The sequence below is a fragment of the Pseudomonas sp. RIT288 genome, assembly GCF_000631985.1.
In the GTDB taxonomy this organism is placed as follows: Bacteria; Pseudomonadota; Gammaproteobacteria; order Pseudomonadales; family Pseudomonadaceae; genus Aquipseudomonas.
The window spans coordinates 160,878-180,961 of the sequence record NZ_JFYN01000044.1; the positions used below are offsets into that span (position 1 = coordinate 160,878).

A 20,084-nucleotide genomic window follows, 5' to 3' on the forward strand; every position below is an offset into this window, starting at 1 on the left:
ACGGCGGGGCTACTAGCATTGGCAGCCCTGACCGTTAGATGTTCTTTTCGCCATGTCCCGTCCCCTGCGTCCTCCTTCCCGCCGTCCCGGCGCGAAGCCGTCCTCCTCAGCTCCACGTCGTGTCGCCAAGGCGCCACCGGCCGAGCCGAAGCTGATCCTGTTCAACAAACCGTTCGATGTGCTGACGCAGTTCAGCGACGAAGGCGGGCGGGCGACGCTCAAGGATTTTATCGATCTGCCTGGCATCTATCCGGCCGGACGCCTTGATCGCGACAGCGAAGGTTTGCTGTTGCTGACCAACGACGGCCAGTTGCAGGCGCGAATTGCCGATCCGAAACACAAGTTGCCGAAGACTTACTGGGTGCAGGTCGAAGGTGAGCCGACGGCCGAGCAACTGCAGCGTTTACGCGATGGCGTCGAACTGAATGACGGCATGACCCTGCCTGCCGAGGCGCGACAACTGGACGAGCCGGAACTGTGGCCACGCCATCCGCCGGTACGCTTTCGCAAGAGCGTGCCGACCCGTTGGCTGGAATTGGTGATTCGTGAAGGGCGCAACCGTCAGGTACGGCGGATGACCGCTGCGGTCGGGCTGCCGACGTTGCGGTTGGTGCGGGTGAGGATTGGCGACTGGACGCTCGAAGGGCTCGATCAGGGCCAGTGGAAGGAAGTGCCGGCGCGGTTATAGAGCGCCGGACTCGATCAGGCCGATCACTACGCTCTTGATGATGAACGCGGCCACGCCCAGGCCCAGGACGAAGAACAGAATGAACGAGCCGAAACGCCCGGCCTTGGACTTCTTCGCCAGATCCCAGACGATGAAACCCATGAAAATGATCAGGATGCTGACCAGGCCAGTCATCATCCATTCTTCGAATACTGCAGGATCCATCGGGAGTCTCCGGCGCAGGTGCGGCTGAAAGGGCTGGGCGATTATATGCCGAGGGTGGCGGAGACCGCATTGATCTGCGTCGGTGTGCCGCACCTCTTCAAACCAAGCGCCCCCCTGTAGGAGCCTTCGGCAGCTCCTACAAGGGAGTGCAGGTTAGCTGCGCAGATGCGTGAGAGGTAATTCAGTGCTGTTGAGCACCTGATTCAGCACAAAACTCGAACGCACGCTGGTCACCCCTTCAATCCGGGTCAGGTGCCCCAGCAACAGTTTCTGATAGTGGTCCATGTCCGGCACCACCACTTTCAACTGATAGTCGGCATCGACGCCCGTCACCAGGCTGCACTCAAGTACCTGCGGCAGGGTGCGGATCGCCGCTTCGAAGTTCTCGAAACGCTCCGGGGTGTGCCGGTCCATGCCGATCAGCACGTAGGCGGTCAGGCTCAGGCCGAGCATCTTGCGATCGAGCAGGGCGACCTGGCGCGAGATGTAGCCGTCGTCCTCCAGTTGCTTGACCCGGCGGGAGCAGGGGGAGGGCGACAGACCGATGCGCTCGGCCAGTTCCTGGTTGGAGATGCGGGCGTCGCGCTGCAATTCCGTCAAAATACTCAGGTCGTAACGGTCGAGTTTGCTCATGAATCAGTCCTTGGTTGTAACTATTGCGGCGGATTATCTATCCAGGGTTAAAAATTGCGCAAGCAGTGTTTATTTGAGCAATCTTCGCAATCCTCTGTCGCGCCTTGCGGCTTATTCTTATCACCAGAATCACTGCTCGGTAACACAGTCCACTGCGGCCCGCCCATCAGGCCCGCCGCGGCCGCCACCCCCCACCGGGGATGTGCCGGCCCCCGAGCTGCACACTGTCCAGAAGACGGCGTGAGGTGAGCCGACGTCAAAAGCGTCGAGCCAGGACGAAGTTCTCTAAAGGGAGGCCGACGGGTCTCCCTTTTTCTTGCCTGCGATTTTTGTGCCTCGATGCACAGCCGTCCTCAATAAATAAGTTTCGTGACTGATAACCTGTCGCAGAACCCGGTGTGCGTATTCCCGGTCTTAGCTACAAGCCCTCTTAATACCCGCAGTGAGGAAAAGCATGAAGTCGCGCATCTGGCGTCTGGCCGGTGTTGGTTTGCTGTGTGTGAGCGTCGGTGCGCAAGCGCTGGCCGACGAGCCACAGAATCGTGGCCCCGAGAATAATGGGCACGGCGGTGAGCATCAGGGTAATCAGGGCCGTGGCGGCGATCATCAGCCCCGCGGGCAGAACAATCCGCCGCCGCAAAATCAGCCGCGGCCGCAGAACAACGAAATCATTCGGGGCGACAACAGCCGTCAGTTCGAGCACAACGGCCAGCAGCACAACAATGGCCAATGGCAGAACCAGAACCGCGCGCCCAACCCGCCTGCTCCGGTGCATCAGGCGCCCCCGGCCAACAACCTGCCGATCCAGCCACGGCCGGACACCGTGCGCCAGACTCAGGAACCGCGTCAGGGTTACTACCGTGACGAGCGTCCGCAGAATGGTTACCACAACCAGCAATGGCAAACCGGCAACCGGCCCAACGATAATCGCTGGCCGGGTCGCCCGGACGGGCATGGCAATGGTTGGGGGCCTGGCCCGCAATACCGTCCGGGGCATGTGATCGACCGCTTCCCGGATCGCGAATACCGCGTGCCGTACCGCGGCCAGGATTACTTCTATTCCGGCGGCTACTGGTATCGCCCGCAAGGCCCGCGCTACATCGTCGTGCAGCCGCCTCGAGGGATTCGTACCCAGTATCTGCCGGACTACGCCCGTGAAGTGTGGATCGGCGGTGCGCTGCTGTTCCTCGCCGCCGGTTCGTACTATGCGTATCAGGAAGCCACTCAGGATTACGTGGTGGTCGAGCCACCGGTGCAGCAACCGCCGCAGCCGCAGTCCCAGGGTTACGACGTCGTGGCTTATCCGGCCAACGGTCAGTCGCCGGAACAGGTGCAGCAGGACGGTTACCAGTGCTACCAATACGCCGTGCAGCAGAGCGGTTTCGACCCGCGTACCGCGACCTATCAACCGGCGCCTGAAGTGGTGCAGGCTTACCGTCAGGCTCAGGGCAATTGCCTGAGCAGTCGCGGTTATCAGGTGTCTTACTGAATCCGGGTTTGCGCCCGTTCGGTCTTGACCACTTCCTGCGGGTCGGCGTGCACCAGCACCTCGGCTCGCGGGTAGGCGGCGTGAATCGCATCCGCCGCCTGATCGCTGATGCCGTGAGCCACTGACAATGTCAGCTCCCCCGGCAACTCCAGATGCAACTGCACGAACCAGTGATTGCCCGAAATCCGCGTGCGCAGATCATGCGCGCCCAGCACGCCGGGGACGCCGCAGGCCAGTTCGAGCATGTGCTGACTGACATCGGTTGGCAGCTCTTCATCCATCAGCACCGAAAAACTTTCCCGGGCGATCTGGATCGCACTCCACAAGATGTACCCGGCAATCCCCAGGCCGAACCATGCGTCCAACTGATGAAAGCCCATGCCGGCGAGAATCAGCGCGATCAGAATGCTGCCGTTGAGCAGCATGTCCGAACGGTAGTGCAGCGAGTCGGCGCGCACGGCGTTGGAGCCGGTCTGCTTGATCACCCGATGTTGCAGCGTCAGCAACGCCGCGGTCAGCAGCAGCGAGAACACGATCACGCCGATGCTCAGCCACGGTGCGCCCAGCGGCTCCGGTTGCTTGATGCGCTCATACGCCTGAAACGCAATCAGCACCGCACTGCCACCGATGAACAGCGCCTGCGCCATGCCCGCCAGCGATTCAGCCTTGCCGTGGCCGTAACGGTGATCGTCATCGGCCGGGCGCAGTGCGTAATGCACCGCCAGCAGATTGAGCAGCGAAGTGACGCCATCCAGCGCCGAGTCGGTGAGGCCTGCGAGCATGCTCACCGAACCGCTCAGCCACCAGGCGATGGCTTTGGCAATGATCAACGTGCACGCCACCGCCACCGAGGCGCGGGTTGCCAGCCGCAGCAGGCGGGCGTGTTCGGGGCTGGTGGTCATGAGTGCAGAGGTTCCTTTTGGATCAGGCGGCTGGTTGCAGGCCGAACATGGCCAGTTGTTGGGTGCTGCCTTTGTGCTGGATCAGACGTGGATCGTCCAGCGGCAGGTTGCGGCCCAGTTCAGTTTCGAGAATAGCCTGCAACTTGAGGTTATCGACCTGACCGTCCGGGCCGACCGCCTGTTTGAGTTTGGCCGGATCGACCTGGGCGGTGTGGCCCGGTTCGAAATAGATCGCGCCAGTGGCGAAGTCCACGGCAAAGGCGATCAGGCCGGGAATAACGTAGAACAACAGGCCCACGGCGTCGAGCACGGCAATCGCCGGGTCAACCTTGCCGTCGATCTGACCGCGACGGTCCGGGTAGAAAATCGATCCGCAAGCCGTGAGTTGAGTGAGCAGGGTGGCGACCAGTACACCGCCGATCAGGCGAGAAGGTAAGCGCATGGAAAATCTCCTGAGTCATTTGAAAACGAAGCGTCGTCATTTGAAATTAAGACCCTGACAAACGCCCGGCAGTTCGCCGTTATACTCGCGGCTCTGTTTGGGAGCCAGCATGATTTCTTTGCCGATCGATGACGTTTTACCCGCCCTGCGTGAAGCCTTGGCGACACGCCACGAAGCCGTGCTCGAAGCACCGCCCGGTGCCGGTAAAACCACCCGCGTGCCCCTGGCCTTGCTCGGTGAAGCGTGGCTGGCCGGGCAGACCATTCTGATGCTCGAACCGCGCCGTCTCGCCGCGCGTGCGGCGGCGGAGCGACTGGCCAGCGAACTGGGCGAGAAGGTCGGTGAAACCGTCGGTTACCGCATCCGTCTCGACAGCAAGGTCGGCCCCGATACCCGTATCGAAGTGGTCACCGAAGGCATTCTTACCCGGCGCCTGCAGGATGATCCGGCGCTGGAAGGCGTCGGCCTGCTGATCTTCGACGAATTTCACGAACGCAGTCTTGATGCCGATCTGGCCTTGGCTCTGAGTTTGAACGGTCGTGAACTGTTCCGCGCTGAACAGCCGCTGAAGATTCTGCTGATGTCCGCCACGCTGGAAGGCGAGCGTCTGGCCGGTTTGCTGGATGACGCGCCAATCCTGCGCAGCGAAGGGCGCATGTACCCGGTGACGATGCGCTGGGGGCGGCCGTTCCAGCCCGGCGAATACATTGACCAGCGCGTGACCCAGACCGTACTTGAAGCCCTGCACGATGAAACTGGCAGCGTGCTGGTGTTCCTTCCGGGGCAGGCGGAAATCCGTCGTGTGCATCAGCAACTGAGCGATGCCATTGGCGAGCGTAAAGACGTATTGCTCTGTCCGTTGCACGGCGAACTGGACCTCAACGCCCAGCGCGCTGCCATCGACCCGGCGCCGGCGGGCCAACGCAAAGTGGTGCTGGCGACCAACATCGCCGAGACCAGCCTGACCATCAACGGCGTGCGCGTGGTGATCGACGCCGGGCTGGCGCGGGTGCCGCGGTTCGACCCCGGCAGCGGCATGACCCGTCTCGATACGCAGCGTATTTCAAAGGCCAGCGCCACCCAGCGTGCGGGGCGGGCCGGACGTCTGGAACCGGGCGTGTGTTATCGCCTGTGGTCGCAGGATCAGCACGAGCAACTCGCCGCTTACGGCAGTGCGGAAATTCTTTCGGCGGATCTGGCGAGTCTGGCGCTGCAACTCGGGCGCTGGGGCGTAACGCCGGGCGAGCTGGTGTGGCTCGATGTTCCGCCGGAAGCGGCTTATGCACAGGCGCAGGATTTGTTGCAGCGCCTGGGCGCACTCGAAGGTGAGGCGCTGACTGCGCACGGTCAGGCCATGGCCGAGCTGCCGGCGCATCCGCGCATCGCCCATCTGTTGCTGCGCGGTCAGGCGCTGGGGCTGGCGAACATGGCGTGCGATGTCGCGGCATTGCTCGGCGAGCGCGATATCCTGCGCGGCGCCGGGGCCGATCTGCACAGCCGTCTGGTGCTGCTCTCCGGCGAAGAGCGCGCGGCACGCGGTGCTCAGGGCGGCGTGCAGCGTGCGCGGCAACTGGCGCGGCAATATCGCGGTTACCTGCGCGGCAAGGCCAGCGCGCCGGTCAGCGATCCCGATCACCCGCGCTGGCTCGGTGCGTTGCTGGCGCTGGCTTACCCGGATCGTGTCGCCCAACAGCGGCGTGCCGGTGGCGCCGAATATCGTCTGGCCAATGGGCGCGCAGCGCTGTTCGCCGAAGCCGACAGCCTGATGAAGGAGGCGTGGATTGTCATCGCCGACCTCGGCAGTCGTCAGGGTCAGCGCGAGGAACGGATTTATCTGGCGGCGGATTTTGATCCGGCGCTGTTCGATTCGGTACTCGCCGAGCAAGTGCACGCCGTCGATCAACTCGACTGGGACGAGCGCGAAGGCGTGCTGCGCGCCGAGCGCCAGCGCAAGGTTGGCGAACTGATCCTCAGCCGCGAACCGTTGACCGGTCTCGACGAAGCGGCGCGCAGTCAGGCGCTGGTCAATCTGGTGCGGCGCAAGGGGCTGGAGTTGCTGCCGTGGACGCCGGAGTTGCGTCAGTGGCAGGCGCGGGTCGCGTTGCTGCGGCAACTGGATCTGAACGCTCAGGCCGAAAGCCAATGGCCGGATGTCAGCGATGCAACGTTGCTGCAAACCCTCGAACATTGGTTAATGCCCTACTTGGGCAAGGTCTCGCGACTCAGTCATTTCGCCAATCTGGACCTGTCGAGCATCGTCCGCAATCTGCTGCCGTGGCCGTTGCCGCAGAAGCTTGATGAGCTGGCGCCGCATCACATCAGCGTGCCGTCGGGATCATCGATTCGCCTGGATTACAGCGAGTTTCCGCCGATTCTCGCGGTCCGCTTGCAGGAACTGTTCGGCCTCGCCGAGACGCCGCGGATTGTCGGCGGCCGGCAAGTGGTCAAGCTGCACCTGTTGTCCCCGGCACGGCGGCCGGTGCAGGTGACGCAGGATCTGGCCAACTTCTGGCGCAGCACCTATGCCGAGGTGAAGAAGGATCTGAAGGGGCGCTATCCGAAGCACTACTGGCCTGATGATCCGTTGGTGGCCGAGGCCACGGCGCGGGCCAAGCCGCGCGGCACCTGAAAATCAAAAGATCGCAGCCTGCGGGGGGGACACAAAAACCTGTAGGAGCTGCCGCAGGCTGCGATCTTTTGCTTCTAAATACGCACATTGCCCGTCAGTTGTTCCCGGCAATAATCGGCGAACAACTGCGCCGGTTTGGTCAGTTGCCCACGCTTGAGCCACGCGGCAACCAGGCCTGAACCGGTGACATCTTCGACAATGTCGACGCACACCACTTTCTTGCCATCATAGGTGCATTCCGAGTGCGGCTTCGTCACCAGCACCGAGAAGCCGAAACCCTGGCCGACCATACCGCGCACCATCTCGATCGACGGCGAGCTGAACTCGATGCGCGGGGTCAGGCCGAGTTCTTCGAAAAGACTGACGAAGTAGGTTCGGCTCGGCTGCACGTCGAGCAGAATCATCGGTTCCAGACACAGGTCGCGCAGCGATACTTGCTTGTACTCGGCGAAGCGATGATCGGCCGGCAGTAGCGCATACGGCCGTTGCGCCGGCATCAGCGGTTCGGTCTGGATCGTGGCATCGAGTTCGTGTTCATAGAGAATCACCAGATCGAACGTACCCGAGGTCAGCCCTTGTACCAGTTCCTGTTGTTCGCCATCGCGGATGCGGATTTTTACCCCGGGGTACAGCGCGGAAAACCCGGCGATCAATTGCGGCAGGTACAGCGGGGCGACGGTTTCGAAGCAGCCGATGTCGATCTGCCCTGCGACGATGTCGTTGTCGGCGAGGGCGTTCTGCTCGAACTCCCGGGCCATGCGCAACAGCTCCTGTGCCTTGCGGAAAAACCGTGCGCCGCTCGGCGTCAGGGACACGCCCTGAGCGTGATGGCGGATCAGCAGTTGCACCGCGAAGCTGTCTTCCAGGCCCTTGATCGCGGTGGAAATCGCCGGCTGCGCGATGTACAGCTTGCGTGAAGCCTCGGCAACGCTGCCGCATTCGACGGTGGTGATGAAGTATTTCAGCTGACGCAAATTGTAGGCGGCCACGGCAAACCTCAGGACGAGCGGACTCGACTTCCAAGCAATTTGTGCGCCGCCACGTCCGCTGCGCGACGATGTTTTTGTCCTTGAACAGTAGCCATCCACAGCGGTTTTGGGGAAACCGATTGAGCAGTTTTTTCATTGCCTGCGAAGACATTTTTACTAATTTTCGCCCGTCCGGGCCTGCGCCACCATCGACTGCACAATAACGTCCAAGGAGCATTCGACGTGTTCGAACTTGCAGAGTGGCAGCGCCAGGCCGTTGCCTTGAAATTTCCCGATAAAGCCGTAATCAATGGCCAACACTGCGCCGCGCAATCGGGGCAGACCTTCGCCGCAATCAATCCTGCCACCGGCCAGTTGCTGGCGAATGTCGCGGCGTGTGGCGAGGACGATGTCGACGCGGCGGTGGCTAATGCGCGACAAGTGTTCGAGGCCGGCACCTGGGCGCAACGCCCGCCCGCCGAGCGCAAGCAGGTGCTACTGCGTCTGGCCGATCTGCTGATGGAACATCGCGAAGAACTGGCGCTGCTCGATTCGCTGAACATGGGCAAACCGGTGATGGACGCTTACAACATTGATGTGCCGGGCGCCGCCGGGGTGTTTCGCTGGTACGCCGAAAGCATCGACAAACTCTATGACCAGATCGCCCCCGGTGCCGCCAATGTGCTGGCGACCATCACCCGCGAAGCGCTGGGTGTGGTGGCGGCGGTGGTGCCGTGGAATTTTCCGCTGGACATGGCCGCGTGGAAGCTTGCGCCAGCGCTGGCGACGGGTAACTCAGTGATCCTCAAACCGGCCGAGCAATCACCGTTTTCCGCGTTGCGTCTGGCCGAGCTGGCGCTGGAAGCGGGCCTGCCGCCGGGCGTGCTCAACGTGTTGCCGGGGCTGGGTGAGCAGACCGGCAAGGCCTTGGGCCTGCACCCGGATGTCGATTGCCTGGTGTTCACCGGCTCGACGCAGGTCGGCAAATATTTCATGCAGTACTCGGCGCAATCCAACCTCAAACAGGTGTGGCTGGAGTGCGGCGGCAAGAGTGCCAATCTGGTGTTCTCCGATTGCCGCGATCTGGATCTGGCGGCGGAAAAAGCTGCGTTCGGGATCTTCTTCAATCAGGGCGAAGTGTGTTCGGCCAACTCGCGTTTGCTGGTCGAGCGTTCGATTCACGACGCGTTTGTCGAGCGTCTGAAAGTCCAGGCCTCGCGCTGGCTGCCGGGGGATCCGCTCGACCCGCAAAATCGTGCCGGGGCGATCGTCGATCACCGGCAGACGGCGAGCATCATGCGCGCCATTCGCGGTGCCGAGCAGGCGGGTGCGAGCCTTGTGTGTGGCGGTCGGCAGCGGCGCTTGAATGGCTCGGACAACTTCATCGAACCGACGATTTTTACCGGCGTCAGTGCCGACATGGCGCTGTTTCGCGATGAGGTGTTCGGCCCGGTGCTGGCGGTGGTGCCGTTCGATGATGAAGACGAAGCGGTGCGCCTGGCCAACGACAGCGTGTATGGGCTGGCGGCGTCACTATGGACCGATGATCTGCATCGCGCACACCGGGTGGCCCGACGGCTGCGGGCCGGTACGGTGTCGGTCAATACCGTCGATGCGCTGGACGTGACCGTGCCGTTCGGCGGCGGCAAGCAATCGGGCTTCGGTCGCGACCTGTCGCTGCACTCGTTCGACAAATACACCCAGTTGAAAACCACCTGGTTCCAGTTGCGCTGATTGCGGTTGATTCAAAAGCAAAGATCGCAGCCTTCGGCAGCTCCTACACAGGGCGACACTGATCCCTGTAGGAGCTGCCGAAGGCTGCGATCTTTTTGCTTTTCAGGACTGTGCACCATCCCCGCTCAGGTCGCGCTTTTGCGGTGCACCCTAAGCAGTTTTTTCATCATTTGCAGCCAACAATTTCCTGATTTTCCTCAGCCCGCACATGGGCCACCATCGATCTTGCCAGCCCGGTGTTTCCCGCCAGAGTCCAGCAGAGACCGCAGCGTGAATTCACATCATTGCGGCCGGCCGTACTGCCCATGACAAAACTAAATCAACAGCGTCGGGAGTGCTCCATGATCAAGTCCTTGTGTATCCGTCTCACCCATCCTCTGGCGATCACCGCCCTGGCCGCCACGGTCGCGACCAGCGCGCAGGCCGGCACCCTGTCCATCGGCCATACCACCTGGGTCGGCTATGGCACGCTGTATCTGGCTCAGGATCTGGGCTACTTCAAGGAAAACGGCCTGACCGTCGAATTGCCGGTGGTCGAAGAAGCCTCGATGTACATGGCCGCCCAGGCCTCCGGACAACTGTCCGGCTCGGCCTCGACCATCGACGAAGTGCTCAAGTACCGTCCGCAGTTCTGCTTCAAAGCCGTGGCGGCGCTGGATGACAGCCATGGTGGCGACGGCGTGCTGGTGGGCAAGGACGTGAAGTCGTTGCAGGAGCTCAAGGGCCAGGCGGTGGCCGTCAACGAAGGTTCGACGTCGCAGTTCTGGCTCTCCTATCTGCTGAAAAAGAACGGCATGAAAATGAGCGACATCACCGTGCAGAACATGACTGCCGACGATGCCGCCACTGCATTCATCGCCGGTCGTGTGCCAGCCGCCGTGACCTGGGAGCCGCATCTGTCGATGGTTCGCGACAAGCAGCAGGGCAAGGTGCTGATCGACAGCAGCAGCACGCCCGGCGTGATCGTCGATGTGGTGGCGCTCAACTGCAGCGTCATCGAAAAGCAGCCGCAGGACGTCAAGGCGCTGGTCGCCGGTTTGTACAAGGCGGTCAAGTACACCCAGGAACACCCGGACGAGGCCTACGCGATCATGGCCAAAGGCGTCGGCGGTTATCTCTCCGATCCGAAGGAACTGGCCGCTGCCGCCAAGGGCGTGCGCTTCTACGATCAGGCGATGAGCGAAAAACTTCTCGGCTCGCCGGGCAAACCGGGTGACAGCGCCGCACTGATCAAACTCGCTAACGAAACCGCCAGCGAACTGCAAGGCAAACCCTACAACGTCAGCCATGACGAGCTGGTCGACAACCGTTTCGTCAGCCCGCTCTAGGAGGTCTGCATGTTCAAGCGCAAATCATGGCTGAGCCGCTGCCTGACGCCCAAGACCGGTTTGCCGGTGCCAGTGGTGTGGAGCGCCAGCGGCCTGGCCTGGGTACTGTTGGTCGGCCTGTGGGCCGGGTTGTCCTACGGCGGCATTGTCCCGGGGATGTTCCTGCCAACGCCCGGCGCGGTGCTCGAAGCGGCGGTGCGTCTGAGCCGCGACGGCACCCTCGGCACCCATGTGTGGGCCAGTGTCGAAGTGGTGATGGTCGGCTTCATCGTCTCGTCGCTGGTGGCGGTGCCGCTGGGGTTGTTGATGGGCAGCTTTCGCATCGTCCAGGCGTTCCTCGAACCACTGGTCAATTTCATTCGCTACCTGCCGGTGACCTCGTTCGTGCCGCTGTTCATTTTGTGGATCGGCATCGGTCTGGAGCAGCGTGTGTCGGTGATTATCTTCGGTGTGTTTTTCCAGCAACTGGTGATGATCGCTGACGTGTCCAAAGGCATTTCCAAGGATCTGATCAACGCCTCTTACACCCTCGGTTCGAACCGCCGCGATGCAGTGTTGCATGTGATCGCCCCGGCCTCGGTGCCCGGCGTGCTCGACACCTTGCGCGTGACCATGGGCTGGGCCTGGACTTATCTGGTGGTGGCCGAACTGGTCGCGGCGTCGAGTGGCCTCGGTTACCTGAGCCTGAAAGCCATGCGCGGTTTTCAGGTCGACGTGATTTTCCTCGCCATCGCGATCATCGGCCTGCTGGGTCTGGTCACCGATCAACTGTTCCGCTTTCTCCGCTTGAGGGTTGCCGCATGGGCTCAGTAACTGCCGCCAATCATCGCTTCATCGAACCACGGGCAGCAGCGCCGCAAGCCGCGCCGCGCCTGCAAGTGGACAAGGTCAGCCTGCGCTACAAGAAGCCCGATGGCGGTACCTTCACTGCGCTGGAACAGGTGTCGTTCGAGGTGCCGGATCAGCAGTTCGCGGTGCTGGTCGGGCCGTCGGGCTGCGGCAAATCAAGTCTGTTGTACCTGACCGCCGGACTGGCCGAGCCGACCTCCGGCGATATCTACGTCGGCGGTCAGCAAGTGCAAGGCCCCGGTGCCGATCGCGGCATGGTGTTCCAGAGTTACACGCTGTTTCCGTGGCTGACGGTGCGGCAGAACGTCGAGTTCGGCCTCAAGCGTCGGGGTATGCCGGCGGCGCGGCGCAAGGAAATTGTCGATTATTTCGTCAATGAGGTCGGCCTCAGTGGCTTCGCCGACAGCTACGCCAAGCAACTGTCGGGCGGCATGATGCAGCGCGTGGCGATTGCCCGGGCGCTGGCCAATGATCCGCAGATCCTGCTGATGGACGAACCGTTCGGCGCACTCGACAGCCAGACCCGTTTGCAGATGCAGCAGTTGTTGCTGCGGGTCTGGGGCAACAGCAAGAAGACTGTGCTGTTCGTCACCCACGATATCGACGAGGCGATTCTGCTCGGCGACCGGGTCTATGTGATGGGCGCGAAGCCGGGGCGGATCAAGCAGATCCTCGACGTGCCGATCGAACGTCCGCGCTCACTGGACATGGTCATGGAGCGTTCGTTTATCGACATGAAGCGCGAGATTTTCGGGTTGTTGCATGACGACCTCGAAGAAGTACATTGATCACACGGTTGTCTACATTCCTTGTGGGAGCGAGCCTGCTCGCGAAAGCGGATTGTCAGTAAATACATGTGTTGTCTGACCCTCCGTCTTCGCGAGCTGGCTCGCTCCCACAAGGTTATGCGTGGTGTGTCACTACGGGGTGGCGGGGAGCAGGAACCGCGCAATCACCGGCAAATGATCGGAAATGCGCAACGTATCGTCCTGGCGCACCCGCGCTTCGACCCGTTTGATCTTCGGGCTGTAGAACAGGTAATCGACCGTGCGATCAGGGCCGTTCAGGCCTGGGTCGTTGGGGTAATGGGTCAGCCAGTGGGCGCGGTCGATGCCGCCGGCTTCGTTGTTGGTCGGGATCATCGGGTACTTGTCCCACAGCAGATGTAGCGCGCTGTCGATCGAATAGGGCGTGCGCTGCTCGGCGGGCAGACGCTGATACTGGCCCAGCGGCAACAGATTGAAGTCGCCGCCGATCAGCCATGGCAGGCCCTGGCTTTCGTACTTGTCGAGCACCTTGGTCACCGCTGTCACTTGCGCCTGCAAGGTCTCGTCCGGTTGACTGGCGCGATCCAGATGGGTGTTGAATACCGTCAGTTGCCCGCCGTCGCTCAGCGGCAGCTTGGTGGCGAGCAAGGCATCCTTGGGTTCGAACTGACGGGAGATGAAATTCGCCGGCGCCACCGGCAATTGCAGGCGTTCAGCGTGTTCGATGCGGTAGCGGCTGAGGGTCGCCAGTTGCCGGCCGACGCTGCCGAAGATGTGCGGATCGGGGACAAAATCGGCCTTCCAGTCGAAGGCGTGAGCGCTGCACGGGTAGAGGTCGGTGACCCGTTCCTGCAGCAGCTTGAGCTGATTCTGGTAATCGCTGGCCTTGGCGCCGTCATCCAGCTCCTGCAGCAGCACCACGTCGGGTTGCTCGTCGCGGATCACCCGCGCCACTTCGTCGAGACTGAAGGCTATGTCTTCCGGGGATGGCGCTTCATCAGAGCCTTGGGCGAGATCGTTCCAGAACACGTAGCGCTTGCCCGCCAGGTACTGCACGTTCCAGGTCATGACTTTCAGCGCTTGCCCCGGCACCAGGGTCGGCGGCGTACCGGTGCAGGTCACGGGCAGGGTTTCCCGCGCGCCGGGGCGCCAGGTCAGGCTGTAGATCAGCCCGCCGATCAGGGCGATGGCGAGCACAATCAGCAACAGGGTGTAGCGCAGCAGACGGGGCATGGCTCGGCTTATCGCGTTACAAAAGTGGCTCCGAGCATACCTGACGGCGGACGCTTGGCCCAAGGGCCGCGAGGTCAGACCGCTCCGTTACGTTTGTCAGGCAATTCGCTGATCAGCATGAACAGGCGGAACAGCACCACGCTGGTGAACAGTTGCAGGAAACTGTGCGCGCTGTCGATCAGTACCGCGATCAGCGGATTCTGCGGGTCGGGGTACACCGCCAGCGTTGCCCCCTTGAGCAGCCACAACGGCCCCATCACACACAGAATGCACAGCAGGATCCGCCAGAAATGCCCACGGGTCAGGCGCAGGCTTTCCTTCATCGCCTGCAACGGCCCCATGCCGCGCAACACCAGCAGGTATTCAGCGAATGCGAGCATGACCATCAGCATCAGACCCGGCAGGAAATACAACGACAGCCCCAGCAGAATCAGCAAGGTATTGAGCGCCGTGAGCAGGGCGAAACGCGGCCACAGACGCGCTGACATCGCCAGCAGGTCGAGGCTGCGCGGAGCTTCGCCACGGGTACGAGCATCGAGGAACAGGATCAGCGCGGCGGTGTACAGCGGATACACCAGCAGACCGACGACCACGCTGGTGGCGGAGAAACTGTCCGGGTCGGTGACGTGATCCACCACTTGCTGCAGCGCCGCCTCGAAGATCACCAGCGGCAGGCACAGCTGCACGATGCTGACCAGGTGGCGTTTGAAAAAATACAGAGAGTCGCGCAGTACATCGAAGGCATTCATCAGTCGGTATCGCAGGTCGAAAACAGTGGCTCACTTTAACCGATGATGGGCGGGCCGACACAAACGTAAACATTCGGTAAAGGTCGTTGAAACATCCTGTCACTGCCTCCATTACAGAGGTGCGCCGTGTCCGCAGTGGACGCGGGCAACGTTATCTCCGGCAATCTACGAGGTCGCCATGAACAGCGAAGAGCAAACCCTGATCGATGGACTGTTTTCCCGGCTGCAACAGGCCGAAGCGGAGGCAGCCCCGCGCGACGTCCAGGCCGAGGCGCGGATCAAGGAACACCTGACCCGCCAGCCGGCGGCAGGTTATTTCATGACCCAGGCGATTCTGGTGCAAGAGGCGGCCATCAAGAGCCTCGACGAACAGAACAAGCAACTGACCCGGCAAGTCCAGCAATTGCAGGCTGAACTGCAAGCGGCCAAGGCCCAGAGCGCGGCCCCGGCGCCAAGCGGTGGCGGTGGTTTCCTGTCGAGTATTTTCGGCGGCGGCAGCTCGCGTCCGGCGCCGACCCAGAGCGCTCCGCCTTCCACCGGCGGCTGGCGTGAACCGGCACCGCAACAGAACTTCGGTGCGCCAGCGCCACAACAGAACTATGCCGCGCCGCCGCCCAATTACGCCCAGCCAGCAGCCCCGGCTGCGGGCAGCAGCTTTCTCGGCGGCGCCCTGAAAACCGCGGCTGGCGTGGCCGGTGGCGTGATGCTGGCGCAGGGCATCAGCAGCCTGTTCCATCACAACCAGCAGCCTGAAGAAATCGTTGAAGTGATCAAAGAAGAGCCGGCGCAGGTGGCTGACCAGAGCGGCAACGATTGGGGCAATGACCAGCGTGTGGCCGATAACGGTTTCTCTGGCAATGACCAGGGCGGATTCACCGATACGGACTACAGCGATGACAGCTCGTCGTTCTTCGATGACGACGATTCGTTCGTCTGAGTGATCAGTCGCCAGTCTCAACCTGCGGTGAGGGGATTTATCCCCGATGGAGTGCGCAGCCGTCCCATTTTCGGGGCCGTTGCGCTGCCTATCGGGGATAAATCCCCTCACCACAGTCCACCATCCGTCTGGAGTGGTGGGTCGATTATTCGCGCCACCTTCCTGTGGGCTGGCATACTGAGCGCCTTTTTCGGGCCTGGCGCCTGATCCCGCTTCGTGCGCTATGCGCTCACAGGAATCCCGGTGAAAAAAATCGCAGTGTTCGCCGATGTGCAGAACCTCTACTACACCGTGCGTCAGGCTTATGGTTGCCATTTCAACTACGCCGCGTTGTGGGCGGATGTGAGCAAGCACGGGCAGATCGTCGAAGCCTATGCCTACGCGATCGACCGTGGCGACAGCAAGCAGCAACAGTTTCAGCAGATCCTGCGCAACCTTGGTTTCACCGTGAAGCTAAAACCCTATATCCAGCGCAGCGACGGCTCGGCCAAGGGTGACTGGGACGTGGGCATCACCCTCGATATCATGGACGCCGCCGACCACGTCGACGAAATCGTCCTGGCCTCCGGTGACGGCGACTTCGACATGCTGCTCGAGCGCATCATCAGCAAACATGGCGTGCAAGCGGTCGCCTATGGCGTGCCCGGCCTGACCGCCAACTCGCTGATCCGCGCTGCCAGCCGTTATGTGCCGATCGAAGGCGCGCTGTTGTTGAAGAATTGAGCTGTTACTGAAGAATTGATTTTTGTACGGAGTTGAACCCGGTTTGGAACGCATTGCAGTCATCGACTTTGAAACCACCGGCCTGTCGCCGAACAGCAGCTGTCGCGCCACGGAAATTGCCGTGGTCATGCTGGAAAACGGCCGTATCGTCGAGCGTTACCAGAGCCTGATGAACGCCGGCGTGCGCGTCCCCGCGTTTATCGAACAACTGACCGGCATCAGCAACGCCATGCTGCGCAGCGCACCATCGGCCGAGCGGGTGATGGAAGAGGTCAACGAATTCGTCGGCTGCACGCCACTGGTCGCGCACAATGCATCGTTCGACCAGAAGTTCTGGGACTTTGAATTGGGGCGGATCAAACGCACCCGTTTGCAGAACTTCGCCTGTTCGCTGCTGCTGGCCCGCCGCCTGATGCCGGCGGCGCCGAATCACAAGCTCGGCACGCTCACCACTTTCGCCCGCCTGCCACACACCGGCCAGGCGCACAGGGCGATGGCGGATGCCGAGATGGCGGCCAACCTGATGGCGCATCTGGCGCAAGAACTGCGGCACAAGCATGGGGTGCGTGAGCTGAATCACGACCTGCTGTGCAAACTGCAGAAAGTCCCGGCGGCCAAAGTCAGCGAGCACCTGCAACGCTACCGCTGATCCCGAACCCAACACAACATCCTTGTAGGAGTGAGCCTGCTCGCGATGGCGGTCTGTCATTCGACATTATCGGTGACTGACACACCGCTATCGCGAGCAGGCTCACTCCTACAGTGGGATTGTGTGGGGCTGATTATTTGCCGTTGGCTTCGATATGGCTCAACGGCACGCGCTTCTCGATTGCGCTCGACAACACAATCGAGGTCTTGCTGAAGCCGAACTTCGCCACGCGATTGATCAGCTCCTCCAGTTCCGTCATCGACCCCACCGCGCCCTTCATCATCACGCACGGATCACCCGTCACCCGAAAGCACTCGGTCAGTTGCGGAATTTTCACCAGTTCGTCGTAAACCTTCTGGCTGCCGTTCTGGTGCAGGCGCAATTCGATCATGCACTGGATCGGCAAGCCGATTTTCGACAGGTCGATGTTCGCCTGATACCCGGTGATCACTCCGGCTGCTTCAAGCTTGGCCACGCGCTCGGCCACCGCCGGGGCGGAAAGGTTCACTTTGCGCGCCAGATCGGCGTAGGACGCGCGACCGTTTTCCAACAGGGCGCTGAGCAGCATGCGGTCGTATTTGTCCAAGGCCGGACTCCTTAAATTGCCAGACTTTCGAAGTCGTGGTTTATCCCGTCAATCTCCGTTGTTTCAAAAGTGTACCGGCGCGATAAACAGGTTTTGTAGCTTATTTTTGCTCGCGGGCCTTTCTAGAATAATTCACACCCTGCCTCTGACTGTCGAGCTGCCCATGCCTGCCTTGCGCCGTTTTTCCTTGCCGTTGATCGCCGCGTTTTTCGCGTTGTACGTGATTTGGGGATCGACCTATCTGGTGATCCGCCTCGGCGTCGAATACTGGCCACCGTTGATGCTCGGCGGAGTGCGCTTCGTGATTGCCGGCAGCCTGATGTACGCCTTCCTGCGCTGGCGTGGGGCGCCGGCGCCGACCTGGGCGCAGTGGAAAGCGGCGGGGATCATCGGGATCTTGCTGCTCAGTTTCGGTAACGGCGCGGTCAGTGTCGCCGAGCACACGGGCGTGGCTTCCGGCGTGGCGGCATTGGCGGTAGCAACGGTGCCGTTGTTCACTTTGTTGTGCGGATACTTCTGGGGCGCGCGCAATACGCGCCTGGAGTGGGCCGGGGTGGCGTTGGGGATTGTCGGCATCGCCATGCTCAACATGGGTTCCAATCTGCAATCGAGTCCGATGGGCGCGGCGCTGTTGATTTTTGCGGCGGCGACCTGGGCGTTCGGCTCGGTGTGGAGCAAACACCTGCCGCTGCCGCAAGGGGCGATGGCCAGTGCCGTGGAGATGCTGGTGGGCGGCGTGGTGCTGCTGATCGGCAGCGCGGTCAGCGGCGAACACCTGCAAGCCTTGCCGCCGGTGGAGGGCTGGCTGGCCTTGGGTTATCTGATCTTCTTCGGCTCGATCATCGCCTTCAATTCCTACATGTATCTGCTCAAGCACGTGCGTCCGGCGGCGGCCACCAGTTATGCCTACGTCAACCCGGCGGTGGCGGTGTTGCTGGGGATCGTGTTTGTCGGCGAGACCATTGGCATGGAAGAAGCGCTGGCGATGCTGGTGATCATCAGCGCCGTGGTGCTGATCGGTCTGCCGCAGTGGCGGCGGCCGGCGCAGCCGCTCGTCGCGGAGCCGCCGAAGACCGCCGTTCCAGCAGAACAGCGTGTGAATTAGGGTAAACTGCGCGCCATTGCATCCTTGTTTTGCGCAACCGCGCTGATTTTTCCTACGGTATTCCCATGACTTTCGCCACCCTTGGCCTGATCGAACCCTTGCTGCGCTCCCTCGAGACGCTCGGCTACCAGACTCCAACGCCGGTCCAGGCGCAAGCCATTCCGGCCGTTCTGGCCGGTCGCGACCTGATGGCTGCCGCCCAGACCGGCACCGGCAAGACCGCCGGTTTCGCCCTGCCATTGCTGCAGTTGCTGGCCATGGAAGGGCCGAAAGTGGCCGCTAATTCGGCGCGCGCACTGATTCTGGTACCGACCCGCGAGCTGGCGGAGCAGGTTCATGAGTCGGTGCGCCAATACGCTGAAAACCTGCCATTGCGCACTTATGCGGTGTACGGCGGCGTCAGCATCAACCCGCAGATGATGAAGCTGCGCGGCGGCGTTGATGTGCTTGTCGCCACGCCTGGGCGCCTTATTGATCTGTTCCGCCAGAACGCGTTGAAACTCGATCAGTTGCAAACCCTGGTGCTGGATGAAGCCGACCGCATGCTCGACCTGGGCTTCTCCGAAGAACTGGCGAACATTTACCGCATGCTGCCGAAGAAACGCCAGACGTTGCTGTTCTCCGCGACCTTCTCCGATGACATCCGCCTGCTCGCCGGGCAGATGCTCAACGATCCGCTGAGCATCGAAGTCAGCCCGCGCAACGTCGCAGCCAACACCGTCAAGCAGTGGGTGGTGACGGTGGACAAAAAGCGCAAGCCGGAACTGTTCGTGCACCTGATGCGCAAGAACAAGTGGAAGCAGGTGCTGGTGTTCGCCAAGACCCGCAACGGCGTGGATGCGCTGGTGGAAAAACTCCAGGGGCTCGGTGTGAACGCTGACGGTATCCACGGCGACAAGCCGCAGGCGACCCGTCAGCGTGCGCTGGATCGTTTCAAACTCAGCGAAGTGCAGATTCTGGTGGCGACCGACGTCGCCGCCCGTGGTCTGGATATCGAAGATTTGCCGCTGGTGGTCAACTTCGACCTGCCGATCGTGGCCGAGGATTACATCCACCGCATCGGCCGTACCGGCCGTGCCGGTGCGACGGGCGAGGCGATCTCGCTGGTGTGCGCCGATGAGGTGAACATGCTCTCGGCAATCGAGATGCTCACGCGTCAGACCTTGAAGCGTCAGAACGAGCCTGACTTCGAACCCGAGCACCGCGTGCCGGATACCGACGCCAGCGGTCAGGTGATCAAGAAGCCGAAGAAACCGAAAAAGCCGAAGACGTCCGGCGGCGGTGGCGGCAAGCGCAATCTGGGTAAGTGGGTCGACAGTGGCGACACCCAGGCACCGGAGCCGTCGATCAAGCCTGTGCGTAAAGTGCCGGTGTTCAATACTGGGCCGCGTAAGCGTAAGCCTTGATCTGATGGGGCGTCTGTAAGGACGCCTTCGCGAGCAGGCTCGCTCCCACAAGGGATCTCCTTG

20 protein-coding genes are annotated in these 20,084 nt (G+C 61.8%); 12 read left to right on the forward strand and 8 right to left on the reverse strand.

Going from position 1 to position 20,084, the window contains the following annotated elements; translation table 11 throughout:
* Positions 1-52: 52 nt before the first annotated feature.
* Complete coding sequence (locus tag BW33_RS27490) at positions 53-688, forward strand: pseudouridine synthase (protein ID WP_047602559.1); 636 nt, start codon at positions 53-55, stop codon at positions 686-688.
* Here BW33_RS27490 and BW33_RS27495 read toward each other — a convergent pair.
* The gene (locus tag BW33_RS27495) at positions 683-892 is read right to left on the reverse strand and encodes a DUF2788 domain-containing protein (RefSeq protein ID WP_003228500.1); all 210 of its coding nucleotides are present in this window, start codon (positions 890-892) and stop codon (positions 683-685) included. The genes BW33_RS27490 and BW33_RS27495 overlap by 6 nt on opposite strands.
* A 153-nt stretch (positions 893-1,045) precedes the next feature.
* A complete protein-coding gene (locus tag BW33_RS27500; protein ID WP_047602560.1) occupies positions 1,046-1,525 on the reverse strand; it encodes an Lrp/AsnC family transcriptional regulator in 480 nt (159 codons plus the stop codon).
* Positions 1,526-1,979: 454 nt separating this feature from the next.
* Here BW33_RS27500 and BW33_RS27505 point away from each other — a divergent pair, with 454 nt between their 5' ends.
* Complete coding sequence (locus BW33_RS27505) at positions 1,980-3,014, forward strand: DUF6515 family protein (protein ID WP_047602561.1); 1,035 nt, start codon at positions 1,980-1,982, stop codon at positions 3,012-3,014.
* Here BW33_RS27505 and BW33_RS27510 read toward each other — a convergent pair.
* Together BW33_RS27510 and BW33_RS27515 are read right to left on the reverse strand one after the other, a co-directional pair.
* A complete protein-coding gene (locus tag BW33_RS27510; RefSeq protein WP_047602562.1) occupies positions 3,008-3,916 on the reverse strand; it encodes a cation diffusion facilitator family transporter in 909 nt (302 codons plus the stop codon). The two genes, BW33_RS27505 and BW33_RS27510, sit on opposite strands and share 7 nt — an antisense overlap.
* 22 nt (positions 3,917-3,938) lie before the next feature.
* The gene (locus BW33_RS27515; protein ID WP_047602563.1) at positions 3,939-4,358 is read right to left on the reverse strand and encodes a hypothetical protein; all 420 of its coding nucleotides are present in this window, start codon (positions 4,356-4,358) and stop codon (positions 3,939-3,941) included.
* A gap of 109 nt (positions 4,359-4,467) precedes the next feature.
* Between BW33_RS27515 and hrpB the strand changes: the two genes are divergently transcribed.
* On the forward strand, positions 4,468-6,987 hold the full coding sequence (gene hrpB, locus BW33_RS27520) for an ATP-dependent helicase HrpB (protein ID WP_047602564.1): 2,520 nt from the start codon (positions 4,468-4,470) through the stop codon (positions 6,985-6,987).
* A gap of 74 nt (positions 6,988-7,061) precedes the next feature.
* Here the strand turns inward: hrpB and BW33_RS27525 are convergent, their stop codons facing one another.
* Positions 7,062-7,976, reverse strand: a complete 915-nt coding sequence (locus tag BW33_RS27525) for a LysR family transcriptional regulator (RefSeq protein WP_047602565.1) — start codon at positions 7,974-7,976, stop codon at positions 7,062-7,064.
* A gap of 222 nt (positions 7,977-8,198) precedes the next feature.
* On the opposite strand from BW33_RS27525, the gene BW33_RS27530 reads away from it, so the two are divergent.
* The 4 genes from BW33_RS27530 (at position 8,199) to BW33_RS27545 (ending at position 12,654) form a co-directional block, all read left to right on the forward strand.
* Positions 8,199-9,689, forward strand: coding sequence for an aldehyde dehydrogenase (locus BW33_RS27530; protein WP_047602566.1), 1,491 nt, complete (start codon positions 8,199-8,201; stop codon positions 9,687-9,689).
* Between the two features lie 341 nt (positions 9,690-10,030).
* Positions 10,031-11,017: an ABC transporter substrate-binding protein gene (locus BW33_RS27535; RefSeq protein WP_047602567.1), complete on the forward strand. Its 987-nt coding sequence runs from the start codon at positions 10,031-10,033 to the stop codon at positions 11,015-11,017.
* Positions 11,018-11,026: 9 nt separating this feature from the next.
* Complete coding sequence (locus BW33_RS27540; protein WP_047602568.1) at positions 11,027-11,830, forward strand: ABC transporter permease; 804 nt, start codon at positions 11,027-11,029, stop codon at positions 11,828-11,830.
* Positions 11,818-12,654, forward strand: a complete 837-nt coding sequence (locus BW33_RS27545) for an ABC transporter ATP-binding protein (RefSeq protein WP_047602569.1) — start codon at positions 11,818-11,820, stop codon at positions 12,652-12,654. Before BW33_RS27540 ends, BW33_RS27545 begins: the two co-directional genes overlap by 13 nt.
* Before the next feature lie 132 nt (positions 12,655-12,786).
* On the opposite strand, the gene BW33_RS27550 is transcribed toward BW33_RS27545, so the two are convergent.
* Entirely contained in the window at positions 12,787-13,866 is a 1,080-nt protein-coding gene (locus BW33_RS27550) for an endonuclease/exonuclease/phosphatase family protein (RefSeq protein ID WP_047602570.1), read from the reverse strand.
* Positions 13,867-13,940: 74 nt separating this feature from the next.
* Entirely contained in the window at positions 13,941-14,615 is a 675-nt protein-coding gene (locus BW33_RS27555; protein WP_047602571.1) for a YciC family protein, read from the reverse strand.
* Positions 14,616-14,793: 178 nt separating this feature from the next.
* On the opposite strand from BW33_RS27555, the gene BW33_RS27560 reads away from it, so the two are divergent.
* The 3 genes from BW33_RS27560 (at position 14,794) to BW33_RS27570 (ending at position 16,924) form a co-directional block, all read left to right on the forward strand.
* Positions 14,794-15,552: a DUF2076 domain-containing protein gene (locus tag BW33_RS27560; protein WP_047602572.1), complete on the forward strand. Its 759-nt coding sequence runs from the start codon at positions 14,794-14,796 to the stop codon at positions 15,550-15,552.
* 243 nt (positions 15,553-15,795) lie between these two features.
* Entirely contained in the window at positions 15,796-16,275 is a 480-nt protein-coding gene (locus tag BW33_RS27565; protein WP_041065128.1) for an NYN domain-containing protein, read from the forward strand.
* A gap of 43 nt (positions 16,276-16,318) precedes the next feature.
* A complete protein-coding gene (locus tag BW33_RS27570) occupies positions 16,319-16,924 on the forward strand; it encodes a 3'-5' exonuclease (protein WP_047602573.1) in 606 nt (201 codons plus the stop codon).
* 133 nt (positions 16,925-17,057) lie between these two features.
* Here BW33_RS27570 and BW33_RS27575 read toward each other — a convergent pair whose 3' ends face one another.
* Positions 17,058-17,510, reverse strand: coding sequence for an Lrp/AsnC family transcriptional regulator (locus tag BW33_RS27575; RefSeq protein WP_047602574.1), 453 nt, complete (start codon positions 17,508-17,510; stop codon positions 17,058-17,060).
* A gap of 163 nt (positions 17,511-17,673) precedes the next feature.
* Between BW33_RS27575 and yedA the strand changes: the two genes are divergently transcribed.
* Together yedA and BW33_RS27585 are read left to right on the forward strand one after the other, a co-directional pair.
* The gene (gene yedA, locus BW33_RS27580; RefSeq protein WP_047602575.1) at positions 17,674-18,615 is read left to right on the forward strand and encodes a drug/metabolite exporter YedA; all 942 of its coding nucleotides are present in this window, start codon (positions 17,674-17,676) and stop codon (positions 18,613-18,615) included.
* Between the two features lie 65 nt (positions 18,616-18,680).
* Positions 18,681-20,021 (forward strand): DEAD/DEAH box helicase, encoded by a 1,341-nt coding sequence (locus tag BW33_RS27585; protein ID WP_047602576.1) that lies wholly within the window; start codon positions 18,681-18,683, stop codon positions 20,019-20,021.
* Positions 20,022-20,084 lie beyond the last annotated feature (63 nt).